Source organism: Mesorhizobium sp. B2-5-7, assembly GCF_006440875.1.
Taxonomy (GTDB): Bacteria; Pseudomonadota; Alphaproteobacteria; order Rhizobiales; family Rhizobiaceae; genus Mesorhizobium; species Mesorhizobium australicum.
In genome coordinates this window covers 1,168,762-1,186,490 of sequence record NZ_VFUO01000001.1, presented here as the reverse complement: position 1 = coordinate 1,186,490, position 17,729 = coordinate 1,168,762, and the positions used below count along the sequence as shown (strand labels likewise).

Sequence of the window (17,729 nt, the reverse complement as noted above, 5' to 3'; positions counted from 1 at the left end):
ATTGCGTGGATCAGGAGCAACCGCAGCACGAGAAGATCCGGTTCAGGCGGGACGAAATCACCGACCTGGGGGCCCTGCCGTCCGCGTGCCGCGTCCCGCCTCTTGGCCAGGCGGCGATCGGCCGCGGCTTTCGCATCCTTTCGCGAGTGTTTGCCGGCGTGGTCGCGTTCATGCTGCTGGCCGCGACGGCGGTCTATCTCATCGGCCTTTCCGGCATTGGTTCTGACCGGCTGCGCGTCGAGGCGGAGAGCGCCATCGAGAGGCTGGCGGGCGTCGACGTCAATGTCGCTGTCGGGCCCGCCCGCATCACGCTCGACAGTTCGAGCTTCGTGGCGCTGCAGGTGAGCGATGTCAGCCTGAAGACATCGGACGGCAAACCCATGGCCGATGCCGGGCGTGTGCGCTTCGGCATCCGCCTGGTGCCGCTTTTGTGGGGCGAGGTGCGGCTGACCAGCGCCAGGATCTCCGATGCCCGCATCGTCATGGCGGCGATGCCGTCCGGCGGCGACTGGACGGCGGCACTGCGCAACGAGAACGGCCTCGTCGATCCGGAGAAGCTGTCGGACGCGGTGTTCGGCTACATCCATCGTGCGCTCGACGCCGTGCGGGAAGATTCGATGCGCCGGATCGATCTCAGCAATGTCGAGTTCGTGTTGCCCGACGCTGGATCGATCAAGCTGGTCAAGATCGCCGACGCCACCGTGGTTCAGTCGGGGCCGGGCGGCATGGAGTTCACCTCCGACGCGGACGTCGACGGCAGGACAGTCACCGTTGTAGCTTCCGCCACCCGTAACATCGCGGCGCATCGGGTGACGGCGTTGGATGCCAGCATCAATCTGGCGGATGCCGGCGCCACCGCTGCCGGCTCCGGCAAGCTTGGTGCCGTCGCGCTGAAGTTGACAGGATCGGAAGGGTCAGGTGCCACCGCATCACGCTTGACCGCCGCCCTTTCGTCCACCGGGTCCGTGCTGGATCTTGGCACACGCGGGCTGCTGCCGGCGGATGCCGATCTCAATGCGACGCTTGTCTATGGCTCCAACAAGATCCAGGTCGACAGGCTGCTCTTGAAAACCGGCAGGTCTTCATTCGATTTCGGCGGCTCGATCGGGCCAAAACCAGCAACCGGGGTGGCTGGTGAGGAACCCTCCTACCGTTACGATCTGACCAGCGACGGTTCGACCCTGGCGCCATCGGAATCGCCTGAGCCTGCGCTGATGTTCCTGGCGCGCATCGCCGGCGTCTACCAGCCGCAAAGCCATAAACTGGTGGCCGAGCAGATCGCGGTTCGGTCCGCCGGGAGCAGCGAGGTGCTTGGCACCGCGGCTGTGGAATTCGTCGAGGGCAAGGCTCCCGGGATCAATCTGGCGCTCAACATCCATGACATGCCGGTCTCGCACGTCAAACAGCTGTGGCCGTGGTTTTCGGCGCGCAATGCGCGGCTCTGGGTGCTGAACAATCTGTTCGGCGGCCGCGTGGTCGATGCCAGCCTCCAGTTCCAGGTGGTGCCGGATCGCCTCGGCAATGGCGTGCCGCTTTCCGCCGACGAGGTCTTCGGCCGCTTCCAGATCGAAGGCGCGCGTTTCGACACTGCCGGCCGCATCCCGCCGATCCGCGACGCGGTGGGCGTGGTCGGATTCCACGGCAACGACGTCGACGTTTCCTTGTCGTCGGGCACCGTCTTCATGCCGAGCGGCCGCACGGTGGCGGCCAGCAACGGCACGCTGACGGTCAAGGCCGCCAACCGTCCGCCGGTCATCGGCGCACTTGACATCGATGTCGAGGGGGAGGCGCCGGCCGTCGCCGAGCTTGCCTCCTACGAACCGATCAACGCGATGCGCCATGTCGGCATCCTGCCTGAGGATCTTTCCGGCAGCGTCACCGGCCACGTCAAGGCGGATATTCCGCTGCAGTCGGGCGTCGATACGGCGAAGCTCGATTGGCTGGTGTCGCTCGACTACACCGGCCTGTCCCTGGCCAAGCCGTTCGAGGGGCAGGCCGTGACGGACGCGGACGGCTCGATCACGGTCGACCCGCAAAAGGCTGTCATTTCGGCCAAGGCATCGCTGAACGGCATTCCGGCCGAACTCGATCTCGTCGAGCCGTTGGTGGATGACGGGCCGGCGCGCAGCCGCAAAGTCGCCCTTGTGCTCGACGACAAGATCCGCGCCGCCGCCATGCCCGGCCTGACGCCGCTGCTTGGTGGAACGGTGAAGGTCGCGATCGACAAGAGTGGCAGCGGGAACCAGAACGTTTCGGTCGACCTGACCAATGCCAGGCTGGACATTCCCTGGGCCGGCTGGAGCAAGGGGGCGGGGGTTCCCGCCAGCGCCACCTTCGTCATGACCAAGGCCGGCGACACCACGACGCTGTCCGACTTCGACCTCGGTGGCAAGACATTCTCCATCGATGGCGGCATCGTGCTGGTCAACGGCGCGCTGTCGTCGGCCAAATTCAGCAGGGTCACCCTGAACCGGGGCGATGATGTTTCCGTGTCGGTGAAGCGATCGGGCAAGGGCTATGCGGTCGGCATCAATGGCAATGCGCTTGATGCTCGTTCGTTGATCAAGCAGTTCACGTCCGATGTGGACACCGCGACCAAAACGACAGGAACAGACAATATTTCAGTCAGTGCGGACGTCAATCAGCTCACCGGTTTCCACGACGAGCAGCTCTCCAACCTGAAGCTCGACTACAGTGCGGCCGGTTCGCGGGTGAACGGACTGAAGGTCAGCGCGACGGCGAGTTCGGGTGCCGCCATCGCCATCAGCAACACCACCGGCGACGGCAGGCGTTCGCTCAATGTGCAGTCGGCGGACGCCGGCGCCATCCTGCGGTTCCTCAACATCTATGAGCACATGGAAGGCGGATCGATCACGCTGGCGCTGACCGGGGCCAGCGACGGGCCGATGAAGGGCAAGGTCGACACCAGCAACTTCTTCATCGTCAACGAACCCAAGCTCGCCTCCATCGTCTCGACCACGCCGGCCGGCGACAGCCGCAGCCTCAACCAGGCGGTGAAGGGCAAGCTCGACACGTCGCGGGTGAAGTTCGAGCGCGGATATGCCGAAATCGACAAGGGCAGCGGCTATCTGCGGCTGACCAATGGCGTGCTGCGCGGCCCGCGTATCGGCACGACCTTCCAGGGCATCCTCTACGACCAGAACAACAATATGGATATGACCGGCACCTTCATGCCGGCCTACGGTCTCAACCGCATCTTTGGCGAATTGCCCATCGTCGGCGCGCTTCTCGGCAATGGCCGCGACCGCGGCCTGATCGGTGTCACCTACCGCCTCAGGGGCAATGCCAACAAGCCGGTGCTCGACGTCAATCCGCTGTCGGTGATCGCTCCGGGGATATTCAGGTCGATCTTCGAGTACCGCTAGAGCGAAACGGTTTTTCCGCCCGGAATTGCCTCAAGACACATAGTTGGAGCCGTTTCGGGAAACGGCTCCAAGGGCCTTAGGCCGGCCTGACCAGGATGTGTTTTTTCCTGCCCAATGAAAGCTTTATAACGTTTTCCGGACTCACATCCTGAAGCGTCACCAGCCGGCGGTCGTCGCTGACCGCCCGGTCGTTCAGGCGCACGGCGCCGCCCTGGATGTGCCGCCGTGCCTCGCCATTGGATGATGCCAGCCCGGCGCTGACCAATAGCGACAGGATGCCGACACCGGCTTCGAGCGCGGCCTTGTCCGCCTCGACGGCCGGCAAAGTGTCGGCGAGAGCGCCTTCCTCGAAAGTCTTTCGCGCCGTCTCGCTGGCCTGTTCGGCGGCCGCGCGGCCATGCAGATGGGCGGTAATCTCGGTCGCGAGAATCTTCTTTGCCTCGTTGATCTCGGAGCCGCCCAGCCGCTCGAGCCGTGCGACCTCGTCCAGCGGCAATGTGGTGTAGAGTTTCAGGAACCGGGCAACGTCGGCATCCTCGGTGTTGCGCCAGTACTGCCAGAACTCGTAAGGGCTCAGCATCTGCGGATCGAGCCAGACCGCACCCGACGCCGACTTGCCCATCTTGGCGCCGGACGAGGTGGTGAGCAGCGGCGTGGTCAGCGCATAGAGTTGCGCATCTTCCATACGGCGGCCGAGATCGATGCCGTTGATGATGTTGCCCCATTGGTCGGAGCCGCCCATCTGCAGGCGGCAGCCGAGGCGCTTGTAGAGTTCGACGAAATCATAGGCCTGCAGGATCATGTAGTTGAATTCGAGGAACGAAAGCGATTGCTCGCGATCGAGCCGCAACTTGACGGAATCGAACGCAAGCATGCGGTTGACGGAAAAGTGCCGGCCGACATCGCGCAGGAAATTGACGTAGTTGATCTCCATCAGCCAGTCGGCATTGTTGACCATGACCGCGTCGTTCGGGCCACTGCCGAATTTAAGGTAGGGCATGAAGTTGCGGCGGATGCCGGCAAGATTGTCGTCGATGTCTTGCGGCGTCAGCAGCTTGCGCGCCTCGTCCTTGAAGGAGGGGTCGCCGATCATCGAGGTACCGCCGCCCATCAGCGCGATCGGCCGATGGCCGGTCTGCTGCAGCCAGTGCAGCATCATGATCTGGATCAGCGAGCCGGCATGCAGGCTCCTGGCTGTGGCGTCGAAGCCGATATAGGCCGTCACCGTCTCCTTGGCGAAGAGTTGATCGAGACCGGCATCATCCGAGGTCTGGTGGATGAAACCGCGCTCGCTCATCGTGCGCAGGAAATCGGATTTGAAGGCAGGCATGGTTTTTTCCCGAAAGCGTGTGCCCGTCCAGCGCGGGCATGTGTGAACGCGCGCGTTTAGCACCCAAGCGCGATCAGCAAAAGTGGAATCCGGTTTTGCGTCGGATCGCGCGCCAACAAGGAGTCCGCGATCAGCAAAAGTGGAATCCGGTTTTGCGGCCGGCGCGGATGGCATTTGCGAATCCTTGCCTCATCCATGCCGCTGGCGTAATGAGGCGCCGCGCAAGGGCAGCGCCCGCACGCCGCGACGGGGTCGTCCCGCAGATCAGATCCGGAAAGCTCCCGCGATGAACAGAAACTACCTCTTCCTCTTTCTGTTCAGCTTGGTCATGAGTTTCAGCGGCTTGGCGAGCCTTCCGCCGATCGACCGCGACGAGTCCCGCTTTGTCCAGGCGACCAAGCAGATGGTCGAAACCGGCGACTATATCGACATCCGCTTCCAGGATATCTCGCGCTACAAGAAGCCGATCGGCATCTACTGGCTGCAATCGGCTGCCGTCGCATTGAGCGGCGAGGGCGCGGCCGCACCGATCTGGGTGTACCGCCTTGTCTCGATGCTCGGAATCGCGCTCGCTGTCTTGGGCATCGGCTGGACGGGCACAAAATTGTTCGGCGCCAATGCCGGCCTTGCCGCCGGCCTGATGATGGCGGCGATCTTCGCAACCGCGTTCGAGGGACGCGACGCCAAAACCGACGCCATGCTTCTGGCCTGTTGCGTGGCCGCGCAGGGCGCGCTGGCGCAAGTCTACCTGGCGTCGCGCCGCAACGAGCCGGTGGCCGGCCATCTGCCGTGGATATTCTGGTTCGCGCAAGGCGTCGGGATCCTCATCAAGGGGCCCGTGGCCCCGCTTCTGTCACTGCTGACGGCGGCCGCGCTGTTTGCTTTCGAACGCGACTGGCGCTGGCTTTTGAAGCTGAAGCTCGTGCGCGGCGTCGCGCTCGTTTTGCTCATCGTGCTGCCCTGGGTCGCTTTTATCGGCTGGAAGAGCGGCGGCGCCTTTTTTCAGGAAGCCGTCGGCAAGGATATGCTGAACAAGGTCGCGTCGGGAGAGGAATCGCACGGCCTGCCGCCTGGCTTCTACATGCTAACCTATTCGCTGTTCATGTGGCCGTTCGGCCTGATCGCGGTCGGCGCCGGCCTGCAGGCCCTCAATCGTGTGCGCGACGATTTCAGGCTGCGCTTTTGCCTGGCATGGTACATTCCGTTCTGGCTGGTGTTCGAACTCATCCCGACCAAACTGCCGCATTACGTCCTGCCGGCCTATCCCGGCATGGCGCTGCTGATCGGCTGGCTGCTGACGTTGTCGCCGCAGGACGCCAATGCGCCGCTCAAGCGCTGGCAGCAGTGGTTGTGGTGGTCGACCGCGTTCGGTCTGGTGGTGGTCAGCCTCGGGCTGGCGGCGGTCTGTATCGGGGCACCGATCTACCTTACGCACAGTTTCTCCTGGTGGAGCATTCCTGCGGCAGCGTCAGCGCTGGGCGCCGGTTATCTCGCATTCTCCAGGCAGTTGCAGGTGCCGCTGCCTCGCATTGGAGCCACCGCCGCCTGCGCGGGCATCACCTATGCCTTGCTGTTCGGGGTCATCGCGCCGTCGCTGAAGCCGATGTGGCTGAGCCCGGCGATCAGGCAAGCCGTGCTTGCCAACCAGGCATGCGACACAACGGTGCTGGCCTCGGCGCGGTATCAGGAGCCGAGCCTGGTGTTTCTGGTCGGCACGAAAACGGTGCTGACCGATGTCGGAGGCGTGGCGGAGCACCTGCTCGCCGATCCTGCCTGTGCCTTGGGGCTGGCCCCGATCGGGGATGAGCAGAAGCTGAATGGCATGCTGTCGGTGCGAGGCAAATCGGTGAACCGCGTCGCTGAAATCGATGGCCTCAACTATTCGTCGGGAGACAAACTGTCGCTCGGCCTTTATCGTGTGACCCAATGACGGCTGGGTCGATGACAGAGTCCAGTTTCCAATGCTCGTGAAATCACGCCCACCAGTTACCAGCTTCCCCCTCGGGATAGGACGCCGGTCCCTCGACAATTTTCGCGACACCCTGCGGATCGCAAGGCGGCGCCTCGCCGTTCGGCCCGCTCGCTATCCCAACATCTCATGGTGGGCGTGGGGACTGGTCTGGGTCTTTCTGACGGCAGCCGCCTTTGTTCGTCTCGATACGCCGGCGGGGGTAGCCCATGGCCAATGGTCGGCGGGTGCCGCCAGGCTTGCCGAATTCTTCACACAGTTCGGACTGGGCGGCTGGTATCTCATCCCGTCCGCGCTTCTGCTTGTCGCGGCCAATCTGACGGATTGGCGAAGCCTTTCGCGGCGCGCGCTGATGCTGGTCTACAGTTGGACTTGTCTGGCTTTTCTGGTGCTGAGCGCCGTTGGCCTGTCGGGCCTGACCGTCAATGTCTTGAAATATGCCATTGGCAGGGCGCGCCCGCTCTACTTCCAGGATTTTGGCGTCCTTGCACTCCACCCCTTTGCCTTCGATGCGCGCTTTGCCGGCTTTCCGTCCGGCCACGCCACGACGATGGGCGCCGTGTTCGGTATCCTGCTGCTTTTGTTTCCGCGGCGTTGGTATATCGCCCTTGTGGTCACCGGCTGCATCGCCTCGACCAGGATATTCGTCGGCGCGCACTATCCGAGCGACACCGTCGCCGGCTTCGGCCTCGGCTGTGCCTTCGCGGTGGCCTGCGGACTGGTCTTTGCCAGGCTCGGTTTCATCTTCCGGCCGGCAGCTTCAGGATTGCCGGTCCGCAAATCATCGTTCCGGCTTATTGCCCCAGAAAAATAAGTCGCTGCCGAACCGTATCGTGGCAAGCCAAATGGCGAGGAGCGGACATTGTCCGCCCGCTCATAGCCCCACGAACACGCCTGGCCAGATGTCTTAACGCAGCCGCTTCGGCCTCGGATCGGACAATTCTCCCGCCAGCCGTCGATCGAGATAATCGGAGCATTCCTCGATCAAGAGATCGGCGTCGTTGGCGAAAAAGTGGTTGGCGCCGGGCAGGGTCTTCTGCGTGATGGTGATGCCCTTCTGCGTATGCAGCTTGTCGACCAGGCCCTGCACATCCTTCGGCGGCGCCACCTTGTCGGCGTCGCCATGAATGATCAGGCCCGAAGACGGGCAGGGCGCCAGGAAGGAAAAATCATAGGTGTTGGGCTGCGGTGCGATCGAGATGAAGCCCTCGATCTCGGGCCGGCGCATCAGCAGCTGCATGCCGATCCACGAACCGAAGGAATAGCCGGCGACCCAGCAGCTCTTGGAATCCGGATGCAGCGACTGCACCCAGTCGAGTGCCGCCGCCGCGTCCGACAACTCGCCGGTTCCATGGTCGAACTCGCCCTGGCTGCGGCCGATGCCGCGAAAATTGAAGCGCAGCGTGGTGAAATCACGCTTCTGGAACATGTAGAAGAGGTCGTAGACGATCTTGTTGTTCATCGTGCCGCCGAACTGCGGGTGCGGATGCAACACGATGGCAATCGGCGCGCTCTTTTCCCGCGAGGGCTGGTAGCGTCCCTCCAGGCGGCCGGCCGGACCGGTGAAAATGACCTCAGGCATGAAATACTCCACGTGACATACAAGTGCGCGGTGCCCGGAAAACTGTTCCTCTGGCCCCGCTTCCACAGACCTTGACGCAGGGCGAGCGTCTTCATAGAAGCTAGTTTAGAATTGTTCAAAACTGGGTGGCCGAAACGCAATCGCCCGGTCGCCCTCGCCGCAAGCCGCGTAAATAGGACGGCTTGCCTTGGAATTTCAAGGAAATAACGCCATACGTCGGCGGAATGGCTTCTGACGGGAAGAACTGGACAAAAATGGCCGCGAGACGCGCCTATCTCGACTATAATGCCAGTGCGCCGCTGCTTTCAGCGGCGCGCGAGGCCATGGTCGCGGCGTTTGATGCGGCCAACCCTTCTTCGGTCCATGCCGAGGGGCGCGCCGCGCGCAGGCTCGTCGACAATGCCAGGCGCGACGTGGCGGCACTGGTCAACGGCAAGGCCGAACATGTCGTCTTCACTTCGGGTGCGACCGAGGCCGCCTCGGCGCTTCTGACGCCGGACTGGCGGATGGGGCGCGGCGCCATTCGCATGAGCCGGCTCTACGTGTGCGAGGCCGACCATCCGTGCCTGCTGAATGGCGGACGTTTCCCGGCAAGCCAGGTAACGCGGATCGGTGTCGACGCCGATGGCATCGTCAACCTCGACGCCTTGACCGCGGCGCTCGCCGGCCACGACAAGGCCGACGGTCTGCCGCTGGTGGCGATCCATGCCGCCAACAACGAAACCGGCGTCATCCAGCCGATCGATCGCATTGCCGAAATCGTCAAGGCGGAGGGCGGCATTCTTGTCGTCGATGCCGTGCAGGCCGCTGGCCGCGTCTCGATCGACATGGCGGCTGGATACGCCGACTATGCGATTGTGTCCTCACACAAGATCGGCGGCCCCAAGGGCGCCGGTGCCATCGTCGCCGCGGCCGACCTGATGATGCCGACGCCGCTGATCAATGGCGGCGGCCAGGAAAAAGGCCACCGTGGCGGCACCGAGAACCTGCCTGGCATTGCCGGGTTTGGCGCCGCTGCACGAGAAGCCCTGGCCGGACTGAAGGCCGTCGGTGCCGTGCGGCAGCGTCGCGATGAGGCCGAAGCCATCCTGAAGACGCTGGTGCCGGACGTGGAAATCTTCGGAACGGGCGCGCCAAGGCTTGCCAACACGACATTCTTCGCTATTCCCGGCGTAAAAGCCGAAACCGCCCAGATCGCCTTCGATCTGGCAGGCGTGGCGCTTTCCGCCGGATCCGCCTGCTCGTCGGGCAAGGTCGGGCCGAGCCATGTGCTGAAAGCCATGGGGCACGGCGACAGCCTTGGCGCCCTGCGCGTCTCGGTCGGTGCCGCGACCGCCGCCGAGGACATCGAACTGTTCCGCACCGCGCTGGCAAGCATTGCCGCGCGTCGGGCGGGTAGAGAGAAGGCCGCCTAGCGGTTGGAGCATCGGACGGAGAATCCGATGCTTGAGAAAAACGGATTTGGGCCTTTCGGCCTGGTAGAGCCGTGCGTTTCATGCTGGCCGGGTGAATTTCCGGTCGAGGCGCACTATATTGAACTTACGCTGCCGCGGATGCTGCTCGGTGTCCATTTGGCGGGTGCCATAGTTTGAAAACTGTCGGGCCTTGACCCCGGCGTGGATGGAGAACGCTTATGCCTGCTGTGCAGGACACGATTGATCGGGTCCGAAAGATCGACGTCGACCAATACAAATACGGATTCCAGACCGAGATCGCCGTCGACAAAGCTCCCAAGGGCCTGAGCGAAGACATTATCCGTTTCATCTCGGCCAAGAAGGACGAACCGTCCTGGATGCTGGAATGGCGCCTCGAAGCCTATCGGCGCTGGCTGACGCTGGAAGAGCCGACCTGGGCGCGCGTCAACTACCCCAAGATCGACTTCCAGGACATCTACTATTACGCGGCGCCCAAGAGCACGCCCGGACCGACTTCGCTCAGCGACGTCGATCCTGAGATCTTGAAGGTCTATGAGAAACTCGGCATTCCGTTGAAGGAGCAGGAGATCCTCGCAGGCGTCCAGAAGACCGACGCCTCGGAGTTCGAGGAAGCCAGCGACAACGTCTACAAGTCGGGCCGCGTCGCCGTCGACGCCGTGTTCGATTCCGTGTCCGTCGTCACCACCTTCAAAAAGGAACTGGCGCAGGCCGGAGTCATCTTCTGCTCGATCTCCGAAGCCATCCGCGAGCATCCCGAACTGGTGCAGAGATATCTCGGTTCTGTCGTGCCGACCTCCGACAATTACTACGCCACACTGAATTCGGCCGTATTCACGGACGGGTCCTTCGTCTTCGTGCCGAAGGGGGTGCGCTGCCCGATGGAGCTGTCGACCTATTTCCGCATGAACGAGAAGAACACCGGACAGTTCGAGCGCACGCTGATCATCGCCGAGGAGGGGGCCTACGTCTCCTATCTCGAGGGCTGTACGGCGCCGCAACGCGACGAGAACCAGCTTCATGCGGCGGTGGTCGAACTGGTCGCGCTCGACGATGCCGAGATCAAATATTCGACGGTACAGAACTGGTACCCCGGCGACGCCGAGGGCAAGGGCGGCATCTACAATTTCGTGACCAAGCGCGGCGACTGCCGTGGCGACCGTTCGAAGATTTCGTGGACCCAGGTCGAGACCGGCTCGGCAATCACCTGGAAGTATCCAAGCTGCATCCTTCGCGGCGACGATTCCTCGGGCGAATTCTATTCGATCGCCGTCTCGAACGGCTATCAGCAGGTCGACAGCGGCACCAAGATGATCCATCTCGGCAAGAACACGTCGAGCCGCATCATCTCCAAGGGCATCGCCGCCGGCTTCTCGCAGAACACCTATCGCGGCCAGGTCTCGGCGCACCGCAAGGCGACCAATGCCCGCAATTTCACCAACTGCGACAGCCTGCTGATCGGCGACCAGTGCGGCGCCCACACCGTGCCCTACATGGAAGCCAAGAACTCGACGGCGCAGTTCGAGCATGAGGCGACGACGTCGAAGATTTCCGAGGACCAGAAATTCTACGTCATGCAGCGCGGCATCCCCGAGGAGGAAGCCATCGCGCTGATCGTCAACGGCTTCGTCAAGGACGTCATCCAGCAACTGCCGATGGAGTTCGCCGTCGAGGCGCAGAAGCTGATCGGCATCTCGTTGGAAGGCTCGGTGGGCTGACCAGCCCAGATAAATATTCAGGAAACAAAGAATGCTTGAGATCAAGAACCTGCATGCTCGCATCGTCGATGACGGCACCGAGATCATCCGCGGCCTGAACCTGACGGTGAAAGCCGGCGAGGTCGCCGCGATCATGGGCCCGAACGGCTCGGGCAAGTCGACCCTGTCCTACATCCTTGCCGGCCGCGAGGACTATGAGGTGACCGAGGGCGACATCCTCTACAACGGCCAGTCGATCCTCGAAATGGATCCGGCCGAGCGCGCTACGTCAGGAATTTTCCTCGCTTTCCAGTATCCGATGGAGATACCGGGCGTCGCGACCATGGAATTTCTCAAGGTGGCCATGAACGAGCAGCGCAAGGCGCGTGGTGAAGAGCCGCTGAAAATCCCGGAATTCCTCAAGCGCGTGAAGGAAGCCGCCGCCTCGCTCAGCATGGACATGGCGATGCTGAAGCGGCCGCTCAATGTCGGCTTCTCCGGCGGCGAGAAGAAGCGTGCCGAGATCCTGCAGATGAAGCTGCTGGAGCCGAAACTCTGCGTGCTCGACGAGACCGATTCCGGCCTCGACATCGATGCGCTGAAGATCGTCTCCGATGGCGTCAACGCGCTGCGCGCGCCGGACCGGGCGTTCCTGGTCATCACCCACTACCAGCGCCTGCTCGAGCACATCGTGCCCGACAGCGTGCACGTGCTCTACAAGGGCCAGGTCATCAAGTCGGGCGACAAGTCGCTGGCGCTCGACCTTGAAGCCAATGGCTATGCCGGCGTGATCGGCGAAGCCGCGTGAGATGCCAGGTCATTTTGTGCCAAAAGACGGGGCAAAGCTGATGAATATGCACACACAACCGCAGCGCACACCGGCCGAGACAGCGTTGATCGACGCGTTCGGCGACCGGCTGTCGCTGTTGCCGGGGGACGGCGCGGTGATGCTGAAGCGCGACGATGCCATCGAAGCGATCAAGCACGGCTTGCCGACGCGACGCATCGAATCCTGGCATTATACCGACCTGCGCCGTCTTTTGAACGCGGTGCCGGAGTTCGACCCGGCCGCCACGGCGAAAGCCATCGCGCCAATCGTCGACGGTTCGACGGTTCTAAGCTTGTTGAACGGCGTATCGAGTGCCAAGGCGCCAGTTGTCGAAGGCGTCAGCGTCCAGCGCCTGTCGGAAAAGCTGATTGACGGCAGCATCGCGCCGGGCCTCGATCCCTATGGCAATGACGATGCCATCGGTGCGCTGAACACGGCTTTCGTTGCCGACGGCTACTTTGTCGACATCGCCGATGGCGCCGAACTGGAAAAGCCGGTCGAGCTGCAGAATTTGCAGGCCGGCAGCCAGACCCATGTGCGCTTGGCCGCTCGCGTCGGCGACGGCGCCAAGGCCGTCATCGTCGAGCGTCAGGCGGGCGAGGGCGCGGCGCTGACCAGTTCGGTCAGCCAACTCGTGCTCGGCGAAGGTGCTGAGGTAACGTGGCTGATCGTGCAGGAGCAGCCGGAGACTGCGACGCATCTGGCACAGTTCAAGGCCCATATCGGCAAGAACGCGAAACTGACGCTGTTCGTCATGAACGCCGGCGGCAAGCTTGTGCGCCAGGAGATCATGGTCAGGACGACAGGTGAGGGCGCCGACTTTCAATTGCGCGGCATCAACCTGCTCGCCGGCGACACCCACACCGACGTCACCATGGTGCTCGACCACGCCGTGCCGCACACGACCTCGACGGAGATCGTCCGCAACGTGGTGACGGGCAAGGCGCGTGGCGTCTTCCAGGGCCGCATCAACGTCCATCAATATGCGCAGAAGACCAACGCCAAGATGGCGTGCAACACGCTGTTGCTGTCGGATGACGGCGAGTTCTCGACCAAGCCCGAGCTCGAAATTTTCGCCGACGATGTCGTCTGCGGCCACGGCGCGACGGTGACCGAGATCGACCACGACCATCTGTTCTACCTGATGGCGCGCGGTGTCGACGAAAAGAGCGCACGCGGTCTGCTGGTCAAGGCCTTCGTCGCCGAGGTGATCGAGGAACTGGACGACGAGACGATTGTCGAGGCGCTGGAAGCGAAGCTCGACGAGTGGTTTGTGACGCACGGGTGAAGCTGATGAACGCACCGGGCAAGATTGGAGATTTCTACGACGTCGAGGCGATCCGCCGCGACTTCCCGATCCTGTCGCGCGAAGTCTACGGCAAGAAGCTGGTCTATCTCGACAATGGCGCCTCGGCGCAGAAGCCGCGGGTGGTGCTGGACACGATCCAGCACGCCTATTCCCAGGAATACGCCAACGTCCATCGCGGCCTGCATTTTCTGTCCAATGCCGCCACCGACGCTTACGAAAAGGCGCGGGAAACGGTGCGCCGTTTCCTCAACGCGCCAAGCACCGACAACATCGTCTTCACCTCCAACACGACGTCGGCCATCAACACCGTCGCCTATGGCTATGGCATGCCCAATATCGGCGAGGGCGACGAGATCGTGCTGTCGATCATGGAGCACCACTCCAACATCGTGCCCTGGCACTTCATCCGCGAGCGGCAGGGCGCCAAGCTGGTCTGGGTGCCGGTCGACGATCTCGGCGTCTTCCACATCGAGGAATTCGAAAAGCGGCTGACCGATCGCACTAAACTCGTGGCCATCACGCAGATGTCGAACGCGCTGGGCACGGTGACACCGATCAAGGAGATCGTGCGCATCGCGCATTCGCGTGGAATTCCGGTGCTTGTCGACGGCAGCCAGAGCGCGGTGCACATGCCGATCGACGTGCAGGATCTCGATTGCGATTTCTTCGTCTTCACCGGCCACAAGGTCTACGGTCCCTCGGGCATCGGTGTGCTCTACGGCAAGAAGGATAGTCTCGCCGGCATGCGGCCCTTCATGGGCGGCGGCGAGATGATCGAGGAGGTGACGGAAGACATCGTCACCTACAACGAGCCGCCGCATCGCTTCGAGGCCGGCACGCCGCCGATCGTCCAGGCGATCGGACTGGGCGCCGCGCTCGACTACATGGACTCTGTCGGCCGCGAGCGCATCGCCGCGCATGAGGAAGACTTGAAGACCTACGCCCACGAGCGCCTGCGCGCCATCAACTCGCTGCGCATCTTCGGCGATGCGCCCGGCAAGGGCGCCATCATCTCCTTCGAGCTGCAAGGCATTCATGCCCATGACGTGTCGATGGTGATAGACAGGCAAGGCGTGGCGGTCCGTGCCGGCACCCATTGCGCCCAGCCGCTGTTGAAACGTTTCGGCGTAACCTCCACATGCAGGGCATCGTTCGGCATGTATAATACCAGGGCCGAAGTCGACGCTTTGGCCGAGGCGCTTGAAAAAGCGCGCAAATTCTTCGGATGACGATTTTTTTCGGGTGACGACCATGGATGATGTGAGCACCACCACCGAAGCTACGCCGGAAGCCGCCGGCAACAGCGTCGTTTCCGCCTCGGCAATTCCCGCTGATGAGCTGGCGCGGTTGACCGACGACATCGTCTCGGCGCTGAAGACGGTCTACGACCCGGAAATCCCGGCCGACATCTACGAGCTTGGCCTCGTCTACAAGATCGACGTCGAGGACGACCGCTCGGTCAAGATCGACATGACGCTGACCGCGCCTGGCTGCCCGGTGGCCGGCGAAATGCCCGGCTGGGTTGAAAATGCCGTCGGCGCGGTCGAGGGCGTCTCCGGCGTCGAGGTCAACATGACTTTCGATCCGCCCTGGACGCCCGACCGCATGTCCGAAGAGGCGCAGGTGGCGGTGGGCTGGTACTAGCGCCGCACCTGGCACACTTGCCCCGGTGGTAAAACTTCACCATTTTAGGTGAGGAATCATTCGGCAGGCCTTGAACCTGCATGGAATGGAGAAGGAAAAACATGGGACGCTTTGCCGTCATCACGATGACCGATAAGGCCGCCGACCGGGTGCGCGAGATCGTCGCCACGCGCGAAAACGCGCATGGCATCCGCCTTGGCATCAAGAAGGGCGGCTGCGCCGGCATGGAATACACGGTCGATCTGGTGACCGAGCCCAACACCAAGGACGACCATATCGAGCGCGACGGCGCGCATGTCTATGTCGCGCCGGAAGCCGCCCTGTTTCTGTTCGGCACCGAGATGGATTTCGAGCAGACGACGCTGCGCACCGGTTTCACCTTCCACAACCCGAACCAGAGTTCGGCCTGCGGCTGTGGCGAATCGGTCGAACTGAAGCCGGCCGATCTCAAGGCGCTGGCCGAGGCACGCGCTTCAGCCTGATCTTTCTTCGCCCCGTAGACGGGGCGAAGAAAGCTACTCCACCCACATACCCGTCCGCTTGTGCCAGTCCGCGATCGATTCCTGGGGATAGACGTCGAACGTCTTGTCGCCTTTGCCGATCTCAGGCTCGACCCAGTTCGCCTTGTATTTCAGCATCAGATGCACTTTTTCGGGTGGTTTCGGCAGGTCGCTGTCGATCGCCGAGGCGAAGGGATGCACCAGCTCCGGCCAGGTTGGGTCGTAGAGCCAGAGCGCCGACCCGCATTTGCGGCAAAAATTGCGCTCCCCGGTCGATATCTCGCAGTGGGGATGCTCGTCATCCTCGATCTCGGCGCGATAGACGCCGAGATTGCTCTTGCCCCTGATGTTCAGCGTCTCGTAGGCGGCGCCGAGATTGATGGCGAAACCGCCGCCGCCCTGCTGCTTACGGCAGATCGAGCAGTAGCACAGCATGAACGGCACGGGCGTGTGGCTTTCCACCTCGAAACGCACGGCGTTGCAGCGACAGGACCCCTTGAGCAGCACAGGCATGGCAAAAACTCCGACAGGATAGCCACAACCTGTCAGCATGATTTTGGTTGCGGCGATGACAAGGCCAAATGCCGGTGACATGATCGCGGCATGGACAATGAGCGCATCGCAGAACTGTTCGAGGGCCTCGGTCCGGTCAGCATCCGAAAGCTATTCGGCGGCAAAGGCATCTATTTCGATGGCGTCATCGTCGCCATCGTGCTGCGCGGCGAATTGCTGCTGAAAGCCGACGCGCAGAGCGCATCGGAGTTCGAAGCCGCGGGCTGCCGGCAATGGACCTACACCGGCTCTCGCCACGGCAAGCTTGTCGCCATGCCCTATTGGAGCATTCCCGACAGCGCTTTCGACGATCCCGACGAAATGACGGTGTGGGCGCGACGCGCCTACGAAGCTGGGCGGCGGGCGGGGAAGTAGGCTCCCGCCAGCGCGAGGCCACCCCTCATCCGGCCGCTTCGCGGCCGCCTTCTCCCCGGCGGGGAGAAGAGGTTTGCGTTGAGGCCGCAAGTTCCTCTCCCTCGGGGAGAGGTCGGATTGCCCCAAATTGCTCTTTGCAATTCGGTCTTGGTAATCCGGGTGAGGGGGACTTTCTTGGCAGTCCCTACAGCGCCTTGGCGATCTCAGCCGCCAGCCTTGCATTGTTCTCGACCAGCGCGATGTTGGTCTTCAGGCTGCGGCCGCCGGTGAGTTCGAGGATTTTTCCCAGCAGGAACGGCGTCACGGCCTTGCCGGTGACGTTGAGGGCTTCGGCCGCCTTTTGCGCGGCTTCGATGTAGCCCGCCATTTCTTCAGCGGGGATTTCGTGGGATTCCGGCACGGGATTGGCAATCAGCATGCCGCCGCCCAAGCCCAGAGCCAGGCGTGTCCGGTAGAAATGCGCGATATCTTCCGCTCCGTGCAAGGTCAAGGGCGCTCGGAACGGTGACTGCCGCGACCAGAAGGCCGGCATCGTCTCGCAGCCATGGCCGACCACGGGCACGCCGCGCGTCTCCAGCACTTCCAGCGTCTTTTCGATGTCGAGGATCGCCTTGGCGCCGGCCGAGACGACGATCACCGGTGTACGCGCCAATTCATCGAGGTCGGCCGAGATGTCGAAGCTCTTTTCCGCCCCCTTGTGCACGCCGCCAATGCCGCCGGTGGCGAACACCTTTATCCCGACCATGTCAGCCGCGATCATGGTGGCGGCGACCGTGGTGCCACCGGTGCGGCCCTGCGCGACGGCGAAGGCGAGATCGGCGCGCGACAGCTTCATGGCGTCACCGGTCATCGCCAGCGATTCGCGTTCGCCGTCCGAAAGCCCGATCTTGATGCGGCCGTTGACCACCGCGATGGTTGCCGGCACGGCGCCGCCGTCAGCGATGATCTTTTCGACGTTGGCCGCCATGGCGCCATTGTCGGGATAGGGCATGCCATGGGTGATGATGGTGCTTTCGAGCGCCACCACCGGGCGCCCGGCGGCCAGGGCCTGCGCCACCGGTGCGTGGATATCGATGAAGGGGCGGGCGGTCTCTGGCGTCATCTCTGATCTCCAATCCGGAGT

General features: G+C 62.9%; 16 protein-coding genes. 12 read left to right on the top strand and 4 right to left on the bottom strand.

The genetic code is table 11. The annotated features are described in order from the left end of the window. The first annotated feature begins 5 nt into the window (after positions 1-5). The gene (locus FJ543_RS05930; protein ID WP_140874140.1) at positions 6-3,386 is read left to right on the top strand and encodes a DUF3971 domain-containing protein; all 3,381 of its coding nucleotides are present in this window, start codon (positions 6-8) and stop codon (positions 3,384-3,386) included. 76 nt (positions 3,387-3,462) lie between these two features. Here FJ543_RS05930 and tyrS read toward each other — a convergent pair whose 3' ends face one another. Next, positions 3,463-4,716 (bottom strand): tyrosine--tRNA ligase, encoded by a 1,254-nt coding sequence (tyrS, locus tag FJ543_RS05925; RefSeq protein ID WP_140874138.1) that lies wholly within the window; start codon positions 4,714-4,716, stop codon positions 3,463-3,465. A 286-nt stretch (positions 4,717-5,002) separates the two neighbouring features. Here tyrS and FJ543_RS05920 point away from each other — a divergent pair, with 286 nt between their 5' ends. After that, complete coding sequence (locus FJ543_RS05920; RefSeq protein ID WP_140874136.1) at positions 5,003-6,646, top strand: glycosyltransferase family 39 protein; 1,644 nt, start codon at positions 5,003-5,005, stop codon at positions 6,644-6,646. A gap of 31 nt (positions 6,647-6,677) precedes the next feature. After that, on the top strand, positions 6,678-7,499 hold the full coding sequence (locus FJ543_RS05915; RefSeq protein ID WP_140874134.1) for a phosphatase PAP2 family protein: 822 nt from the start codon (positions 6,678-6,680) through the stop codon (positions 7,497-7,499). 93 nt (positions 7,500-7,592) lie between these two features. Here FJ543_RS05915 and FJ543_RS05910 read toward each other — a convergent pair whose 3' ends face one another. Then, positions 7,593-8,267, bottom strand: a complete 675-nt coding sequence (locus FJ543_RS05910) for an alpha/beta hydrolase (protein ID WP_015318172.1) — start codon at positions 8,265-8,267, stop codon at positions 7,593-7,595. A 254-nt stretch (positions 8,268-8,521) separates the two neighbouring features. Here FJ543_RS05910 and FJ543_RS05905 point away from each other — a divergent pair, with 254 nt between their 5' ends. From FJ543_RS05905 to sufA, 8 genes are all read left to right on the top strand, one after another. Further along, positions 8,522-9,682 carry a cysteine desulfurase family protein gene (locus tag FJ543_RS05905; RefSeq protein ID WP_140874132.1) on the top strand — a complete coding sequence of 387 codons (1,161 nt, stop codon included), beginning with the start codon at positions 8,522-8,524 and terminating at the stop codon, positions 9,680-9,682. Positions 9,683-9,709: 27 nt separating this feature from the next. Beyond that, positions 9,710-9,859 carry a hypothetical protein gene (locus tag FJ543_RS31395; protein WP_181173911.1) on the top strand — a complete coding sequence of 50 codons (150 nt, stop codon included), beginning with the start codon at positions 9,710-9,712 and terminating at the stop codon, positions 9,857-9,859. 41 nt (positions 9,860-9,900) lie between these two features. Next, positions 9,901-11,418, top strand: coding sequence for a Fe-S cluster assembly protein SufB (sufB, locus tag FJ543_RS05900; RefSeq protein WP_140874130.1), 1,518 nt, complete (start codon positions 9,901-9,903; stop codon positions 11,416-11,418). A 31-nt stretch (positions 11,419-11,449) separates the two neighbouring features. Further along, entirely contained in the window at positions 11,450-12,205 is a 756-nt protein-coding gene (sufC, locus tag FJ543_RS05895) for a Fe-S cluster assembly ATPase SufC (RefSeq protein ID WP_015318168.1), read from the top strand. Positions 12,206-12,245: 40 nt separating this feature from the next. After that, positions 12,246-13,514 carry a Fe-S cluster assembly protein SufD gene (gene sufD, locus FJ543_RS05890; RefSeq protein WP_140874128.1) on the top strand — a complete coding sequence of 423 codons (1,269 nt, stop codon included), beginning with the start codon at positions 12,246-12,248 and terminating at the stop codon, positions 13,512-13,514. Between the two features lie 5 nt (positions 13,515-13,519). Next, the gene (locus FJ543_RS05885; protein ID WP_140874126.1) at positions 13,520-14,764 is read left to right on the top strand and encodes a cysteine desulfurase; all 1,245 of its coding nucleotides are present in this window, start codon (positions 13,520-13,522) and stop codon (positions 14,762-14,764) included. A 22-nt stretch (positions 14,765-14,786) separates the two neighbouring features. After that, positions 14,787-15,179, top strand: coding sequence for an SUF system Fe-S cluster assembly protein (locus tag FJ543_RS05880; protein WP_023773197.1), 393 nt, complete (start codon positions 14,787-14,789; stop codon positions 15,177-15,179). 101 nt (positions 15,180-15,280) lie between these two features. After that, complete coding sequence (gene sufA / locus FJ543_RS05875; protein ID WP_140874124.1) at positions 15,281-15,661, top strand: Fe-S cluster assembly scaffold SufA; 381 nt, start codon at positions 15,281-15,283, stop codon at positions 15,659-15,661. Between the two features lie 33 nt (positions 15,662-15,694). Here sufA and FJ543_RS05870 read toward each other — a convergent pair whose 3' ends face one another. After that, the gene (locus tag FJ543_RS05870; protein WP_140874123.1) at positions 15,695-16,192 is read right to left on the bottom strand and encodes a GFA family protein; all 498 of its coding nucleotides are present in this window, start codon (positions 16,190-16,192) and stop codon (positions 15,695-15,697) included. Positions 16,193-16,282: 90 nt separating this feature from the next. Here FJ543_RS05870 and FJ543_RS05865 point away from each other — a divergent pair, with 90 nt between their 5' ends. Continuing rightward, complete coding sequence (locus FJ543_RS05865) at positions 16,283-16,606, top strand: TfoX/Sxy family protein (RefSeq protein WP_015318162.1); 324 nt, start codon at positions 16,283-16,285, stop codon at positions 16,604-16,606. 184 nt (positions 16,607-16,790) lie between these two features. On the opposite strand, the gene FJ543_RS05860 is transcribed toward FJ543_RS05865, so the two are convergent. Beyond that, positions 16,791-17,708, bottom strand: coding sequence for a pseudouridine-5'-phosphate glycosidase (locus FJ543_RS05860; protein ID WP_140823629.1), 918 nt, complete (start codon positions 17,706-17,708; stop codon positions 16,791-16,793). Between the last annotated feature and the right edge of the window lie 21 nt (positions 17,709-17,729).